Source organism: Paraburkholderia terricola (genome assembly GCF_003330825.1).
Lineage (GTDB): Bacteria > Pseudomonadota > Gammaproteobacteria > Burkholderiales > Burkholderiaceae > Paraburkholderia > Paraburkholderia terricola.
In genome coordinates this window covers 2,013,559-2,027,403 of sequence record NZ_CP024941.1, presented here as the reverse complement: position 1 = coordinate 2,027,403, position 13,845 = coordinate 2,013,559, and the positions used below count along the sequence as shown (strand labels likewise).

At 66.6% G+C, this 13,845-nt stretch carries 11 protein-coding genes; 2 read left to right on the top strand and 9 right to left on the bottom strand.

What is annotated here, in order from left to right; all coding sequences use genetic code 11:
- Nucleotides 1–135: 135 nt before the first annotated feature.
- On the top strand, nucleotides 136–1,167 hold the full coding sequence (locus CUJ90_RS09125) for a flavodoxin family protein (RefSeq protein ID WP_114163498.1): 1,032 nt from the start codon (nucleotides 136–138) through the stop codon (nucleotides 1,165–1,167).
- Between the two features lie 67 nt (nucleotides 1,168–1,234).
- Here CUJ90_RS09125 and CUJ90_RS09120 read toward each other — a convergent pair whose 3' ends face one another.
- On the bottom strand, nucleotides 1,235–3,283 hold the full coding sequence (locus tag CUJ90_RS09120; protein ID WP_114163497.1) for an NAD(+) synthase: 2,049 nt from the start codon (nucleotides 3,281–3,283) through the stop codon (nucleotides 1,235–1,237).
- A gap of 145 nt (nucleotides 3,284–3,428) precedes the next feature.
- Complete coding sequence (locus CUJ90_RS09115) at nucleotides 3,429–3,956, bottom strand: CinA family protein (protein WP_114162486.1); 528 nt, start codon at nucleotides 3,954–3,956, stop codon at nucleotides 3,429–3,431.
- A 275-nt stretch (nucleotides 3,957–4,231) separates the two neighbouring features.
- Here CUJ90_RS09115 and CUJ90_RS09110 point away from each other — a divergent pair, with 275 nt between their 5' ends.
- Nucleotides 4,232–4,744, top strand: a complete 513-nt coding sequence (locus CUJ90_RS09110; RefSeq protein WP_114162485.1) for a GNAT family N-acetyltransferase — start codon at nucleotides 4,232–4,234, stop codon at nucleotides 4,742–4,744.
- A 52-nt stretch (nucleotides 4,745–4,796) separates the two neighbouring features.
- Here CUJ90_RS09110 and CUJ90_RS09105 read toward each other — a convergent pair whose 3' ends face one another.
- The 7 genes from CUJ90_RS09105 to CUJ90_RS09070 all read right to left on the bottom strand — a co-directional run bounded on the left by CUJ90_RS09105 (nucleotide 4,797) and on the right by CUJ90_RS09070 (nucleotide 13,462).
- On the bottom strand, nucleotides 4,797–6,128 hold the full coding sequence (locus tag CUJ90_RS09105; RefSeq protein WP_114163496.1) for a cytochrome c: 1,332 nt from the start codon (nucleotides 6,126–6,128) through the stop codon (nucleotides 4,797–4,799).
- Nucleotides 6,129–6,241: 113 nt separating this feature from the next.
- Nucleotides 6,242–7,132, bottom strand: coding sequence for a cytochrome c oxidase assembly protein (locus CUJ90_RS09100; protein ID WP_244220001.1), 891 nt, complete (start codon nucleotides 7,130–7,132; stop codon nucleotides 6,242–6,244).
- A 320-nt stretch (nucleotides 7,133–7,452) separates the two neighbouring features.
- Nucleotides 7,453–7,782 carry a hypothetical protein gene (locus tag CUJ90_RS09090; protein WP_114162483.1) on the bottom strand — a complete coding sequence of 110 codons (330 nt, stop codon included), beginning with the start codon at nucleotides 7,780–7,782 and terminating at the stop codon, nucleotides 7,453–7,455.
- A 12-nt stretch (nucleotides 7,783–7,794) separates the two neighbouring features.
- Nucleotides 7,795–8,481: a cytochrome c oxidase subunit 3 gene (locus tag CUJ90_RS09085; RefSeq protein ID WP_114162482.1), complete on the bottom strand. Its 687-nt coding sequence runs from the start codon at nucleotides 8,479–8,481 to the stop codon at nucleotides 7,795–7,797.
- Nucleotides 8,478–10,427, bottom strand: coding sequence for a cytochrome c oxidase subunit I (gene ctaD / locus CUJ90_RS09080; RefSeq protein ID WP_114162481.1), 1,950 nt, complete (start codon nucleotides 10,425–10,427; stop codon nucleotides 8,478–8,480). The genes CUJ90_RS09085 and ctaD overlap by 4 nt, the downstream gene beginning before the upstream one ends.
- Nucleotides 10,424–11,635: a cytochrome c oxidase subunit II gene (gene coxB / locus CUJ90_RS09075; protein WP_114162480.1), complete on the bottom strand. Its 1,212-nt coding sequence runs from the start codon at nucleotides 11,633–11,635 to the stop codon at nucleotides 10,424–10,426. The genes ctaD and coxB overlap by 4 nt, the downstream gene beginning before the upstream one ends.
- Before the next feature lie 144 nt (nucleotides 11,636–11,779).
- Nucleotides 11,780–13,462, bottom strand: coding sequence for a hybrid sensor histidine kinase/response regulator (locus tag CUJ90_RS09070; RefSeq protein WP_114162479.1), 1,683 nt, complete (start codon nucleotides 13,460–13,462; stop codon nucleotides 11,780–11,782).
- Nucleotides 13,463–13,845: the final 383 nt, after the last annotated feature.

Below are 13,845 nucleotides of genomic sequence, written 5' to 3'. Positions count from 1 at the left end.
CGATTAACACGCCCTCTGACGACAGACAGCCAACTCATGGACCCATCCCAAGCCCCGCCATCGCCCGCCAACGAGCCTGCCGCACAGAAGATCGACATGAAAATCGACGTCAGAAAAGGACAGGTCACTGAAAAAATGTCGCGCGACGCGTTTCGCGCGCGCTTCATGGCGCGCTTTTACGACCCCGCGTTTCGCGGCGAAGACGAAGCCTTGGCGCGGCTCGAAAACATTGCGTGGGACGCCTACTCGCAAGCGCGCAAGTCGCCGGTCACCGACAAGGCCGGCCCCGGTTTCGCGGACCCCGGCTACGATCTTTCGGTCGAATGGCGCGCGGCCAGCGAGCGCATCAAGGCGGCACAAGCGCGTCAACGCGATCTGGCATCGCCCGCGCGGGTGCTGGTGGTCAACGCATCGTCGCGAAACGACTATACGTGTCCCGGCGAAATGTCGAAAAGCTTCCGGCTCGCAAAACTTGCGCAGGCCACGCTGGAGCAGCAGTCATTCGACGTGGATCTGCTGGATCTTTCGCGCCTCGCGTCGGATCGCGATCTGCACATTCATCCGTGCAAGGGCTGCGTGTCGACCGCGATGCCGCTGTGTCACTGGCCGTGTAGCTGCTATCCGAACCATTCGCTGGGCCAGGTCAACGACTGGATGAACGACATCTACGAACGCTTCGCCGCCTGCCACGGCGTGCTGTTCGTCACGCCCGTCTACTGGTATCAGGTCAGCAGTCCGCTGAAGCTGATGATGGACCGGCTCGTCTGCGCGGACGGCGGCAACCCGGACCCGACCTCCACGCACGGCAAGCGCGTCGACGAAGCCAAGCGCCTCGAACTCGACGGCTGGGGCTATCCGAAACATCTGGCGGGCCGCGCGTATGGCGTCGTCGTGCATGGCGACGTGGCGGGTATCGAGGACTCGCGGCACGCGCTGACCGACTGGCTCGACTGGATGGGATTCGTCGAAGCGGGCGCGAAGTCGCGTCTGGATCGCTTCATCGGCTATTACGAGCCTTATGCGACGAGCCACGCCGCGCTCGACCGGGACCACGACGTACAGCGCGAAGTGGAGAACGTCGCGCGGGCGCTGGCCGAGACGGTACGGCGGGTTCGCGCGGGACGCACGAACCCGGACGAGCATCTGGAGACGCCGCGAGCGAAGTGATGGACAGCGAGCGAAGGGACCGCTCGAACACCTGGCATACCCCGCCCCGAACACACCATTCAAACGCTCAGTCCGGAATACGCCCGAGATCTTCCAGCCACACCGTCGCCTCGCCGTCGCTCGGCGCGCGCCAGTCGCCGCGTGGCGACAGCGAGCCGCCGCTGCCGACCTTCGGCGCGTTGGGAATGCACGAGCGCTTGAACTGGCTGGTGCGGAAAAACCGCTCCGCGAAAATGGCGAGATTGCGTTTGATGTCGGCCAGGCCGTACTCGTTGCGCACCATGTTCCGCCCGGCGGGCCACACGCCGCGTTCGCGCTCGCCCCATGCGGTGAGCGCGAGAAACGCGACCTTCGACGGCGCAAAGCCGAAACGCAGAATGTGATACAGATTGAAGTCCTGCAATTCATACGGGCCGATCACGCTCTCGGTTTTCTGGTCGAGCACTTTCTCGACCTTGCCGGGCACGAGCTCGGGGCTGATCTCCGTGCTCAGGATCTGTTCGAGCACACGCGAACCCGCCGCGCCGATCTGCTCCGACTCGGCCACCCAGCGCACCAGATGCGCGATCAGGGTTTTCGGCACGCTCGCGTTGACGCTGTAATGCGACATGTGATCGCCCACGCCATACGTGCACCAGCCGAGCGCGAGTTCGCTCAGATCGCCCGTGCCGATCACGATGGCCTGGTGGAAGTTGGCGAGCCGGAACAGATGGCTGGTTCGCTCGCCTGCCTGAACGTTCTCGAAGGTCACGTCGTACTGTTCCTTGCCGGATGCGAACGGGTGCCCCAGGTCCTTGAGCATTTGCAGGCAACTCGGGCGGATATCGATTTCCTCCATCGCGCATCCCACGGCCTGCATCAAGTCCTTCGCCTGCTGCAAGGTGCGGCTGCTGGTCGCGAAGCCGGGCATCGTATAGGCGAGAATGTTCGAGCGCGGCAGCTTGAGCCGATCCATCGCCTTCGCGCAGACGAGCAGCGCCTGGGTCGAGTCGAGACCGCCCGACACGCCGATCACCACCTTCGAAATTTTCGCGGCGCCCAGCCGTTGAATCAGCGCCTGCACCTGGATGTTGTAGACCTCCGCGCAACGTTCGTCGCGATTCGCCGCGTCGGCCGGCACGTAGGGAAAACGGTTGACGGCGCGCGCGAGCGGCAAGCGTTCCGCGTCGGGCAGCGATACCGGAACCGTGACCACCTCGAACTTGCCGACTTCCTCGGCATGACGGCGCGTGGACTGTCCGAAGGTGGTTTGCCGCATGCGTTCGCGCGAGAGCCGTTCGAGATCGACGTCGCCGTAGATCACGTGAGACGTGTCCAGAAAACGTTCGGATTCAGCGAGCAATTCGCCGTTCTCGTAGATCAGCGCCTGGCCGTCCCACGCGAGATCGGTGCTCGATTCGCCACGTCCCGCGGACGAGTAGAGATACGCCGCGAGGCAGCGCGCCGATTGCTGGCCGACGAGCTGATGGCGATATCCCGACTTGCCGATCACGATGTTCGACGCCGAGAGGTTCACGAGCACGGTCGCGCCGGCCAGCGCAGCGAACGACGAGGGCGGCACCGGCACCCAGACGTCCTCGCATATCTCGACGTGAAAGCGCAACAGCGGCGCGGCGGGCACGTCGAACAGCAGCGACGCGCCGAACGGCGCTTCCTGTCCGCACAACGCGATTCGCGTGCACGACGCGTTCTCGGCGGCGCTGAACTGGCGCGCCTCGTAGAACTCGCCGTAATTCGGCAGATAGCTCTTGGGCACCACGCCGCAAAGCTTGCCGCCCGCAATCACCAGCGCGCAGTTGAACAGCTTGTGCTCGACCTTGAGCGGCGCGCCGATCACGAGCACGCTGGCGATTTTCGCGGAAGCCGCGATGATTTCACCGATCGCGTCTTCGCAGGCATCGAGCAGCGCGCGTTGATGGAACAGGTCGTCGCAGGTGTAGGCGGATACGCCGAGCTCGGGAAACGCCACCAGCAGCGCGCCGTGTTGCGCGGCCTCGCGGGCCAGTTCGAGCGTTTGCGCGGCGTTGAAATGCGGATCGGCGACGCGGCACACCGGCACCGCCACCGCGACGCGGGCGAAATCGTGAGTGTAGAGATTGAAGAACGATCGGCTCATGTTCTGGAAGACCTTCAAGGACTGCGGGCGGAAAACACGGACGCGCCAGGTGCGGTGCGTGCTGTGGACAGCGCCGGATGACGGGTCGATGCGGGCTCATCGGATTGAGCGCGCCGCGCATCGGCGCGCGTTCGGCCTCTCGCATTCAAAGCGCCGCAAGAGATCGCCCGTGCCTGACGTTCGGCAACTGGTTGAAATAATGCTCGACCCGCGAGAGGGCGTAAAGCGCGGCGCATTGGCGGATCGTGACGCGGTCGCCGTCGAATACGCGCGTTTCGCTGAACGCATACTCGCGCTCGCGCTGCTTGTAGCGCCACGCGAAGCATTGCGTGCCGGGCGCGAGATCCGAGCCGTCCGGCGGCGGCCCGGCGAGCCCCGTGTTGGCGACGACGATGTGCGCGTGGCACGCTTGCTGCGCAAGCAGGCCCGCCGCCATTTCCCGCGCGACTTCTTCGCTCGTCAGGCCGAAGCGTTCGATCGTGCGCGCTTCCACGTTCAGAAAGCCGCATTTGCCCGAAGGCGAATACACCACCAGACCGACGTCGAGACACGCGCCGCTGCCGGGCACGTCGGCGAGCAGCGAGGCGATCAGGCCGGCCGTGCAGGATTCCGCGGTGGCGATCACGAGGCCGCGCGACGCCAGAAAGCCAACCACACTGCGGGGAATGTTCATTGTTCTCCGGTCCTCCACGGCGCTCGATGAAGCGCTCCTTCCTCGCGTAGCAAGCGCGATACCCGCGCTTGCGCGCCACCGTCACCGTGCCTGGCGATTGCTAAAGGCGCGTTTGCGGCGGCGCGGCGCTACCGTTGCGGTGCGCTTCGGATCGCTCTGCCGGCGCGCCGTTTTCCGGCCCCGGTATCGCGTCGTCCTCCCAATTGCCGCAATGCGAAGATCGGTACAGCGCTTGCTCATCTTCATAGGTACGCAACGTAAAGGAGGCGAGGTTGATGCTGTTCCCGACAATCGTTGTCAGCCGCGAGGACCCGTCCTCGACCGACGCGCGCATCCTGCTCGACGAACTGAGCGCCACGCTGGCCGTGCTCACCGGCGACGGCGGGCAGAGCCGCTTTTCGGTGCGCGACGTCGCCGTGGACACCGCGCGTTTCGTCGTGGCGAGAAGCGCGTTCGGCACGCCGCTCGGCTGCGGCGCGTTCAGGCCGCTGCGGGAACACATTGCCGAACTCAAGCGCCTCTATGCGCGCCCCGGCGCGGACGGCGCGGGCAGCGCGATACTCGCGCATCTCGAACAGGAAGCCGGGCGGCTCGGCTATGCGGCGCTGTGGCTGGGCACTCACGCGAACAATCGGCGGGCCATCGAGTTCTATGAAAAGCACGGTTTTCATCCCATTCCGCCGTTTGGACCCTACGTCACGAGGGCGAACGTCTGCTGCTTCGAGAAACGGCTCGATGGTCAGTCGCCCGGCAATCAACGTGAAATCAGCATGCGCGGCGCGGGATGACAGTGCGCGGCGGCCCTCCCGAACGCCGGGCGCGGCGTCGTTCGCGCCCGTGTCATTTATGCAATTTCTCCCGCAATGTGCGCACGTCGTTGGCCGTGACCGGCTGCGCGTCGTTGCCCCAGGACGTGCGAATCCACGTGAGCACGGCGGCCATCTGCGCGTTCGTGAGATCGTGCGCGAAGCCCGGCATCGACTGGCGCGGCGGTCCGTGCAGCGTGCTCGGACTATTGCCGCCTTCCACCAGTAGACGAATCAGCGACGTGGTGTCCTCGGCGATCACGGCGGGGTTGCCCGCCAGCCTCGGAAACACCTCCGTCACGCCCATCCCCTCCGATCCGTGGCAACGCGCGCAAAACGACGTATAGACGCGCGCGCCGAGCGTTTGCGGCGGGTCGACGCGGTTGCCGTTGCGCGTGGACGGATCGGGCCGCGCGTACGGGTCGTAGCGTCCCGCCGGTTTTTGCGCCGGCAGGGATTTGAGGTAATGGGCGATGGCGAGCGCGTCGTCGTCGGTCAGATATTGCGTGCTGTCCTCGACCTGCTCGACCATCGAGCCGAAAGCCGCGAGGCCCGCGCCGTGGCCCGTCCTGAGAAACGCGGCCAGCTCTTGCGCGCCGATGCGGCCGAGCCCCGCGCCCGGATCGCCGGTCAGATTCGGCGCGAACCAGTGATCGTTGACGCCGCCCGTCAGCCAGTCCGACGACGATTCGTCATAGCCTTTTTCCTGGTAGCCGAGGCCGCGTGGCGTGTGGCAGGTGCCGCAGTGTCCCGCGCCTTGCACGAGGTAGGCGCCGCGATTCCATTGCGCGTCGCGGCCGGGCTTCGGCTGGTACGGCTGCGTCGGCAGGAAGACCAGTTGCCAGAAATAGAGCGCCCAGCGCTGGTTGAACGGGAACGGCACTTTCGTCGGCTGATTGGGCTTCGCGACCGGCTGCACCGCATGCATGAAGTACGCGTAGAGCGCTTGTACGTCGTCGTCGGTCAGTTTCGAGAACGACGGGTAGGGCATCGCCGGATAGAGCCGCTTGTTGCCTGGCGCGACCCCCTTGCGTAATGCGCGCTCGAAATCCGCGTAACTGTAGGCGCCGATGCCGTAGCGGCGCTCCGGCGTGATGTTCGTGCTGACGATCGTGCCGAACGGCGAGGCGAGTCCGAGCCCGCCGGCGTAGGCCGCGCCGCCGACCGAGGTGTGGCAGCCGGAGCAATCGGCCGCCTTGGCGACGTATTCGCCGCGCGCGATGAGGGTGGCGTCGGGGCTATGGGCCGGTTGGCTCGATGCCGATGCCGCGAGCGAGCCGAACGTCAACGCCGACGCGATGTGCCACACAGCCAGCAATTCGATGCGCCGCTTGTTGGTCGACTTCTTGGTCGACTTCTTGGTCATCTGTCGTGGTCGCGCGCGGTTCGCCGGGTTGACCTGCGTGCGCGCCGGTGTGCCGCTTTCGGGCGTGGCGCCGCCGTCGCCGGCGCCGCGCTGGGGCAACGCTTCGCGCCGTTTCATGACGCGCCGTCCCGGCGCGCGGCCACGCCATTCGGAACGAGCGCGGCGGGCGCGCCCCGCATCAGCCAGCGCGCGCCCGTCACCAGTGCGGCGAGCAGATACGCGAGGCCGCCCGGCACCCACATCACGAGACCGCCCAGTTGCTGATCGAGCAGTGGATCGACGCCGAGCGCCGAGGCCGGTTCGACGTAGGCCGGATACCAGAGCCCCGGCGCGAGCGTCAGCAACGCGCCGAGCGCGCCGGTATGAACCATCGTCGTGAAGAGCGACAACATCGCGTAGCCGCTTTCATCGCGCCGGGCCGCTTCGCCGAACACGGTCCACCAGAACAGCAGCGCGCTCAGCACAAAGCTGGCGTGCTGCAGCGCATGCAGGCCGGGCGAGGCGAGCGCGGCCTCGAACAGACGCGGCATATGCCACGCCCACAGCGCCGCCGCATGCAGCAGCCAGGCGACGGCCGGCCGGCACAGCACACGCCAGATGCCGCGCCACGCTCGCGTGCGCACCGCCGCGCCGATTGCATGCCGCGAGCGCGGCGGCAAGGCCCATAGCCAGAGCGCGAGCGGCCGTCCGAGAACGAGGAGCGGCGCGGCGACGATCATCAGCAGTTCGTGCTGCACCATATGCGCGGAAAACAGCGCGGCGCTCAGCGCATCGAGCGGCGACGCGAAGGCCACCACGAGGGCGAGCCAGCCCAGGCCGAACGCCGCCAGTTGCCGGGCGCGGACGACGCGGCCTCGCCGGCCGCGCGTGCGCAAGCGCAGGTAGCCGAGGCCGTATAAGCCGAGGCTCGCGAGCAACAAGGCGACGACCCACGGCTCGAAGGTCCAGTGCGGCATGAAGGACGGTGCGGCTCGGTCCGCGGCGCTTAGGTCATGCGCCTGCACGTAGGGACTTACGAATAGCGCAAGGGTGGCGGTAGCGGTAGCAGTAGGGGAAGCGGCTTTAGCAGTGGCACCAGCTTTGGCAACGGCAGAGGCAACCGCAACAGCAGAGGCAACCGCAACGGCAGAGGCAACCGCAACGGCAGAGGCAACCGCAACGGCAGAGGCGACCGCAACGGCAGAGGCGACCGCAACGGCAAAGCCAACAGCAAAGCCAACAGCAAAGCCAACAGCAAAGCCAACAGCAAAGCCAACAGCAAAGCCAACAGCAAAGCCAACAGCAAAGCCAACAGCAACCCCGCCGCAACCCGCCATGACGTCCATCACACGCATGCGGAAATCAGCCATTGCGGAATCCACATCGCAACCAGTGCGAGCGTCGAGACGAGACCGACGAGCGTCGCCGTGCACGCGAGCATCGCGGGCCGGGCCGGCAAGGCGACCGCGGAGGCCGGCGCGATCAGGCTCGCCTCGCGCCAGCGCCGCCAGGCGAGCAGCGTCGCGATGACCGAAAAGAGCAGCGCCGCGCCGGTCACGCCGCCGAGCGGCAGCATCGTGCGCCACGCGCAGGCGGGCGGCACCAGCGCGTAGTCGATCGAGAGCGCCGCCAGCACCGCGGAGGGCGTGCCCAGAAGCGCGAGCCAGGTTCGCATGGTCGGTCTCCATCACAGCCGCGGCGCCAGGTAGATCACCGCATACACGGGCAGCCAGCTCAACACCACGAAATACCAGTACAACGCGTTTTCGCTGACGTCGACGAGGCGCTTGCCCTCGAACGGTCCGGTGAACAGCAGCACACCGAGCACGGCGGTGTCCACCGTGTCGGTGATCAGATGCGTGGTGTGCAGGCCCAGCAGCAGCCACACGACCGAACCATACGCATTGGTGTTCCAGCTCACGTTCAGCGCGGCGAACTCGAAACCGCGCAGTACCAGAAACACCCCCGCGAACGCGAGACAGACGGAAAGCCACAGCCGCGCGCCCGCGCGATCCTCGCGTTCGGCGGCGCGCTTGGTGAGCTGGTTCGGCCACATGCTCACGAGCAGCACCGCCGTGTTGACGCTGCCCCACACGAGCGCGGGCGGCGCGGCGTTCAGCGGCCAGATCGCAGTGAGGCTGCGCAGATAGAAGTACATCATCGCGCCGATCGCGAAGACCGTGCCTTCGATCAGCATCAGGCAGACCGTGCTCCACCACATCAGGCTGCGATGACTGAAACCGAAGCTCGGCAAGCGGCGCACGTCGAGCGTCAAGGTGTCGGGCGCATCGCGCGTGGTGTGCCTCGTGTCGTTGGCGTGCGCGGCGTTCATGGCGTTCATGGCACTCGCTGGCACCTTGCGAAGCTCCGTCATGGCCGCCGCTCCAGTTCGAGCGCGCGGCGGTTTTCGCCGCGATTCGGCCAGAACCAGCCGATCAGCGCGACGGCGACCGGCACCGAGCCCCACACGACCGCCCACGGCGTAAACACCGAGCCGATGAACAGCACGGTGGTGGCGACTGCGCTCACGAACGGCCAGATCGACGGCGACGGAAACAGCGGCCGCAGATCGGGGAGCGCGTCGAGCGCGGTGGTCGACAGCACTTCGCGGGCGTCGGCCGCGAGACCGCTCACATAGGCCGGTTGCGCGCCCGGCTCCCAGAGCGGATCGCGTCCGTGCACGACCGGCAGCGCATCGAAGTTATGCGGCGGCGGCGGGCTCGCCGTACTCCATTCGAGCGTGCCGGCGCCCCACGGATCGGCGCCCGCGAGCGCGCCGCGCCGATAGCTGCGCACCACGTTGACGAGGAACACCAGTACGCTCACGCCGATGGTCGATGCGCCGAGCGTCGCGCTCAGATTCAGGCCGTCCCAGCCCATGCCGTGCGGATAGGTCCACACACGGCGCGGCATGCCGTGCAGCCCGAGCACGTGCATCGGAAAGAACGCGACATTGAAGCCGATGAAGAACAGCCAGAACTGCCAGCGCCCGAGCGTTTCGTCCAGCATCCGGCCGGTCGCTTTCGGAAACCAGTAATAGAACGCGCCGAAGAGCGGAAACACCGCGCCGCCCAGCAGCACGTAATGCAGATGCGCGACCACGAAATACGTGTCGTGCACCTGCAGATCGAGCGATACGGAACCGAGCATCACGCCCGTCAGACCGCCGAGCACGAGGATGAAGAAGAACGCGAGCACGAACCACAGCGGCGTTTTCAGATTCAGGCGGCCGCGCCAGAGCGTGGCGAGCCAGCAGAAGATCTGCACGCCCGAGGGTATCGCGATCATCAGGCTCGCCGCGGTAAAAAAGCTCTTGCCGAGCGCCGGAATGCTGGTGGCGAACATGTGATGCACCCACAGCCCGAAGGCGAGAAACGCGGTGGCGATGAGCGCGAGCACCATCGCCGGATAGCCGAATACCGGACGCCGCGCGAAGGTCGCGATGATCGACGAGATGAAGCCGAGCGGCGGAATGAAGATCAGATAAACCTCGGGATGGCCGAAGAACCAGAACAGGTGCTGCCACAACAACACGTCGCCGCCGCGCGCCGGATTGTAGAAGTGCGTGCCGACGAGGCGATCGAGTATCAGCGCGGTGCTGCCGAGCATCACGGCGGGCATCGCGAACAGCACCATGAACTGCGTGACGAGCGTCGCCCACACGAACAGCGGCATGCGGTTGAGCGACATGCCCGGCGCGCGCAGCTTGAAGATGGTCGCGATCAGCACGACGGCTTCGAGCAGCGCGGAGAGTTCGGTGAAGGTGATCATCTGCGCCCAGATGTCGACGCCGTTGCCGGTCGAGTAATCGGGACCGGCGAGCGGCACGTAGCTGAACCAGCCGGTGTTCGCGCCCGCGCCGAGCGCGAACGCGACGTACAGCGTCAGGCCGCCGAACAGGAACACCCAGTAGGCGTAGGCGTTCATGCGCGGAAAGGCGACGCTGCGCGCGCCGATCATCAAGGGAACGAGCCAGATGGCGACGGCCTGCATGACGGGCACGGCGAACAGGAACATCATCGTCGTGCCGTGGATCGTGAAAAGCTGGTTGTACAACTCGGGGCCGACGAGGCGATTGCCGGGTCGCGCGAGTTGCAGCCGCATGGTGAGCGCGAGCAGGCCGCCCAGCAGAAAAAACGCGAACGTGGTGACGACGAAGCGCCGCGCGACCGTCTTGTGATTGACCGCCGCGAGCGCGCCGAACCAGCCGGGACGATCGCTCCAGGTGCGCGCGAGCGCGGCGCGCACCTCGGGCGTGGCGCCGGGGCCGTCGAACAGGCGTGTTTCGGGCGTCGCCGAAGCGGATGGAGGGTCGTTCATTGCAGGGTTCCGAGCCACGCGACGAGGGCGGCCATGTCCTGTTGCGAGAACCGGCTTGCGGGCATCGACGTGCCGGGTTTCATGCTGCCGGGCGCCGCGATCCAGGCGGCCAGATTAGCGGGCGTATTGTCGAAGGTGCCGGCCGCGAGCATCGACCGGCTCATCAGGTGCGTGAGATCCGGGCCGAGCAGGCCCGCGGCCGACGTGCCGCGCACCGTGTGGCAATTGGCGCAGGCGCCGGTCGTGAAGAGCTGCTCGCCGCGTTTGTGCATGTCGGTCACCGCTTGCGGCGCGGGCTCGCGCTGATGCGCGGCCCACGCTTCGTACCGCGCGGGCGGCTCGGCCACCACCGAGAACGCCATCAACGCATGTTCGAGGCCGCAGAATTCCGCGCATTGACCGCGATAGGTGCCGGCGCGGTCCGCGCGAAATTCGATGGTCGCGTCGCGGCCGGGGATCATGTCTTTCTTGCCGTGCAGGTTCGGCACCCAGAAGGTGTGGATCACGTCGTCCGCTTTCAGTGAAATGACGACGGGCCGGCCGACCGGCACGTGCAATTCGTTGGCGACCGCGAAGGCGTCGCCGGCGCTGTCGCCGCCGTAGCGCGCTTCCCACCACCATTGATGGCCGGTCATCTCCAGATGCAGCGCATTGGCGACGGGCAGCCGCGACAGCGCGCGGTCGGTCATCACGTCGGCGAGCAGCAGGCCGAACAGCAGCACGACGGATGCGATGCTCGCGCCGGTCACCACGCGGCGTGTGCGTGCTTCCTGGCTCGCTTCATGGCCTGCCTCGGGGCTATTTTCAGGGCTCGGCTCAGGCCGCGTTTCGGACCACTCCCACGGCGTGGGTTCAAGACCCGCCTGCCGCTTGCGGGCCGACGCGCGCAGCATCGCGATCAATAACGCAATCAGCACGGCGGCGAACACCAGCGAGCACACCGCGAGCGTGAGATTCCACAAGTTGAAGATGTGGAAGGCCTGCACGCCGGCGGGACGCAGCGCATTCTGAGCCGGCTCGCCATTGGCGTGGGGCGGGAGAAAGGCAATGGCGCAAAGCAGCGCGGCGAACCACGAACCCGAGCGGACGAACCGCGGCTTCCGTGCAAGCGCGCAATCGAGCGCGGCGAACCACCGACCCCGGCGTACAAGCCGCCGCTGCAGTAGAGGACGCCATTGCTCGATGGTGCATGCGTTGCGGGTTTTCATCGCGCGGGGGACTGGATCGTGTGCCCGAGCGCCAGCAATTACCGTTCCCCAGCCGGGGCGCGGCGGTTTATCCGCACTGAACGCGCAATGAACGCGTAATGAACGCGCAATGAACGTGCAATGACGCGCAATGAACACGCGCCGCTAGACGATCCCCTGAACCCGCCCCTCGGTGCGGTTCTCCAGAATGTGCTGAAGCTTTTCCAGCGACAGCGGCTTGGTGAGGTGGTAATCGAAACCGGCCGCCAGCGCGCGCGATTTGTTGGACTCCGACGCGTAGCCTGTCAACGCGACGAGCGTCACGTCGTCGAGGCGCGGGTCGGCGCGAACCGCGCGCGCCACGTCGAAACCGTCCATGTCCGGCATGCCCACGTCGATGATCGCGACTTCGGGATGCGTCTCGCCGATCAGGCGCACCGCATCGTGTCCATTGTCCGTCGCGCTCACGTGGTGGCCTTCCAGTTCGAGCAGGACGCTGAGCACTTCCAGCGCGTCGCGGTTGTCGTCGGCGAGCAGCAGGCGGGTGGGGCGCACCTGGGGCATCGTCATGGCGGGCTTCTGGGCCGGCGCGCTGCGCAGGATCGGCAGGCGTACCGTGACGAGCGTGCCCGCGCCGGCCGCTCCGCTTTGAATCGCAATGCTGCCGTGGTGCAATTCCACCAGACGTTTCGCCACCGCGAGCCCGATGCCGAGGCCGCCCTCGGAGCGGGCGCTGCCGCACGTCGACTGCGCGAACAGCTCGAACATGTACGGCTGGATCGACGGATCGATGCCGATGCCGTTGTCCCTGACCTCGATGACGACGCACCCCGGCTCGCCGGAACCGGCGGCATGCTCGGTACGAACCGACAGTTCGATCTTGCCGCCCGCCGGCGTGTACTTGGCGGCGTTCAGCAGCAGATTGCCCAATACCTGGCTCAGCCGCACATGATCCGCGCGCACGTGAACCGGCGCGTCGAGGCCGCTCAGTTTCAGCGTATGCCTGCGCGATTCGAGATGATGCTTGACCGCGCTGACCGCGTCGAACGTGATCTCGTTGAGCGACGTATCGCTCAGCTTGATGGCGAGCTTGCCGTGCTTGAGCCGCGCCGCATCCAGCAGATCGTCGACCAGCGTGCGCAGATGCTTCATCTGGCGTTGCGCGATGGTCAACACGGCGTCGGCTTTTTCGTTCGCGGCGCACAGGCGCTTCGCGGCCGAGATCGCACCGTCGATCGGCGCGAGCGGATTTCTCAGTTCGTGCCCGAGCATGGCGATGAACTCGTTGTGTCGGCGATCGCTCTCGGCGCCGTCGTCGCGCACGTTCGCCATCGTCAGCGCGGCGCCTGCGACGATGGCGAGGCTCGACAGCACGCGGGCGTGCTCGCCGTCGAAGCGGCAGGCCGCGTCGTGAGACATCGCCCAGATCGCGCCGAGCTGACCGCTGTCCGACGGAATCGGAACGACGATGCCTTCATGCACGTCGATGCCCGCGAACCGCAGACACCCGAACTGTTCCTCGGGCCGCACGAAGAGCCGCGGGCGGCCGGCGTCGAGCGTCACGCCGCACGGGCACTCGTTCCACGCGGTGCTTTTGCCTTGCAGGCCCGCGCACGATCCGGCCACGGCGAGCCAGCGGAACGAGCGGTTGTGAGGCGGCCCTTCCAGCAGGCTGATGCCCGCGCTGCCCGCATTGCACAATGCCAGCGCTTCGTTCGCGATCGCTTGCAGCAGCGCATCGCGCGAGCCGGTTTGAGCGCGCGCGAGACGGAGGAGGGCAAGGTTTTCCCTGGCGTGGTCGGCCGCCCTGGCCGGGCGCCGCGCCAATTCATCGGCATCGTCGTGCATGCGATTATCCAAACGGTCGGGGAACTGGCGGCGAGCGGGCAGACGGACTTCGTTGACCGCCTCCACAAATCAATATAGCTGAAGCCGTGAAAAATTCCGGGGGTTTCGTGCGCGAGCGCACAGGGTGAACGAGGGGCTGTCGTTGCCGACGAAATGATGTCGCGTAGAGCGCGCGAGCAGACGTCGTATGTGAAGAGGAAACCGCGGCCTGGCGGCGTTCGAAAACGGTGGGCTCTGCGTGGTCGCGGCCTTGTTGCCGGCGTGTTCGATCAGCCGGCGCACGCGGGGAAGAAACTACAAGCTTGCAGGCAGGAACTGCGTCGCGTGTCGCTTGCTGCCGTTGTCGCCGTTGCCGCCGCGTGGCCGGCCCGGTCATGCGCCTC